4 protein-coding genes are annotated in these 2032 nt (G+C 62.8%); all 4 read left to right on the top strand.

Features of this window, described 5'->3' with window-relative positions:
- Nucleotides 1-194 precede the first annotated feature (194 nt).
- Nucleotides 195-398: a preprotein translocase subunit SecE gene (secE, locus tag EOA38_RS34905; RefSeq protein ID WP_040974128.1), complete on the top strand. Its 204-nt coding sequence runs from the start codon at nucleotides 195-197 to the stop codon at nucleotides 396-398.
- Nucleotides 399-423: 25 nt separating this feature from the next.
- A complete protein-coding gene (nusG, locus tag EOA38_RS34900; protein WP_126094120.1) occupies nucleotides 424-951 on the top strand; it encodes a transcription termination/antitermination protein NusG in 528 nt (175 codons plus the stop codon).
- Nucleotides 952-1120: 169 nt separating this feature from the next.
- Complete coding sequence (gene rplK, locus EOA38_RS34895) at nucleotides 1121-1549, top strand: 50S ribosomal protein L11 (protein ID WP_059189557.1); 429 nt, start codon at nucleotides 1121-1123, stop codon at nucleotides 1547-1549.
- Between the two features lie 4 nt (nucleotides 1550-1553).
- Nucleotides 1554-2032, top strand: a 479-nt coding sequence (rplA, locus tag EOA38_RS34890; protein ID WP_127301364.1) for a 50S ribosomal protein L1, incomplete at its 3' end; no start/stop codon positions are given.

Genomic DNA, 2032 nt, shown 5'->3' with positions numbered 1-2032 from the left:
GATTAAGAATCGGTTTTATGTAGACTGAACAGACACGCGACGCGTGGAGCTGGGAAGCCGGCTTTACGCGTCTGATTTGCGTGGGCGAAAATGGTGGCGCTGATTCGGCGCCGGCACGTAACCCAGGCGGCACGTCCCGGCCAGCGGGATCATCCAGGAGACCCGGCCAACGGGTCTTGAAGACAGAGCGGCAGATGGCTTCGAAAACCACTAATCCTTTCACCTTTCTCCAGCAGGTGCGCGCGGAGACGGCCAAGGTGACATGGCCCTCGCGCCGCGAGACCATGATCTCGACGGTGATGGTCCTGGTGTTCGCGGTCATCGCCATGATCTTCTTCTTCGCTGCCGACATAGCCATGGGCTATGCGATCGAGTGGATCCTGGGCCTCGGGCATTAATTCGGCGATTACGGAGAGTCGTGAAATGGCTGCGCGCTGGTATATCGTCCACGCTTATTCGAACTTCGAGAAGAAGGTCGCCGAGGACATCGAGAACAAGGCCAAGCAGAAGGGTCTGTCCGGCGAGATCGAGCAGATCGTGGTGCCGACCGAGAAGGTCGTTGAGATCCGCCGCGGCCGCAAGGTCGACGCCGAGCGCAAGTTCTTCCCGGGCTATGTGCTTCTGAAGGCCAACCTGACTGACGCTGTCTTCTCGCTGGTCAAGAACACGCCGAAGGTCACCGGCTTCCTTGGCGACTCCAAGCCGGTGCCGATCACCGAGACCGAGGCGCAGCGCATCCTGAACCAGGTTCAGGAAGGCGTCGAGCGGCCGAAGCCGTCGGTCACCTTCGAGATCGGCGAGGCGATCCGCGTTTCGGACGGCCCGTTCGCATCCTTCAACGGCTTCGTCCAGGAAGTGGACGAGGAGCGGGCCCGCCTCAAGGTGGAAGTTTCGATCTTTGGGCGCGCGGTGCCCGTCGATCTGGAATTCGGACAGGTCGAAAAGGGCTGATCCGAATACCCGCGCCCGAAGGGCGTCGGGAGGCGGCGCGAATGTCGCGCTGCCATGAACGGGTGGGAGGCGAAAGCGGCTTAGCCGGCCGCTGGAACCGCACCACCAGACTGCAACCGCCGGCGTTTCCCAGATGGTGGGGCCGGCATGAGAAAAGGCAGGAATAGAGATGGCTAAGAAAGTTGCAGGCCAGCTCAAGCTCCAGGTTGCCGCGGGTTCGGCCACGCCGTCGCCCCCGATCGGCCCGGCGCTTGGTCAGCGCGGCATCAACATCATGGAGTTCTGCAAGGCGTTCAACGCGCAGACCCAGGAACTGGAGAAGGGCTCGCCGATCCCGGTCGTCATCACCTACTACCAGGACAAGTCGTTCACTTTCGTCATGAAGACGCCGCCGGTGAGCTACTTCCTGAAGAAGGCCGCCAACCTCAAGTCGGGCTCCAAGGAGCCGGGCAAGGTCAAGGCCGGCACGATCTCTCGCGACAAGGTGCGCCAGATCGCCGAGCAGAAGATGAAGGACCTGAACGCAAACGACGTCGAGGCGGCCATGCGCATGGTCGAGGGCTCCGCCCGCTCGATGGGCCTGGAAGTGGTGGGCTGAGATCATGGCAAAGATTGCAAAGCGTGTATCCAAGACCCGCGAAGGCATCGATCCGAACAAGGCCTATGCGCTCGCTGAAGCGCTGCAACTGTTGAAGGACCGGTCTTCGGTGAAGTTCGATGAGACCGTCGAGATCGCCATGAACCTCGGCGTCGATCCGCGCCATGCCGACCAGATGGTTCGCGGTGTGGTCAACCTGCCGAACGGCACCGGCCGCTCGGTGCGCGTTGCCGTGTTCGCGCGCGGCGACAAGGCCGAGGAAGCCAAGGCCGCCGGCGCCGATATCGTTGGCGCCGAGGATCTGGTCGACATCGTCCAGAAGGGCACGATCGATTTCGATCGCTGCATCGCCACCCCGGACATGATGCCGCTGGTCGGCCGCCTGGGTAAGGTGCTCGGCCCGCGCGGCATGATGCCGAACCCGAAGGTCGGCACTGTGACCCCCGATGTCGCGGCCGCCGTCAAGGCTTCGAAGGGCGGCGC

Origin of the sequence: Mesorhizobium sp. M1E.F.Ca.ET.041.01.1.1 (assembly GCF_003997355.1) — a bacterium.
GTDB lineage: Bacteria > Pseudomonadota > Alphaproteobacteria > Rhizobiales > Rhizobiaceae > Mesorhizobium.
Note: the sequence above shows the minus strand (reverse complement) of the source record. Positions and strands in the feature narration are given on the sequence as shown.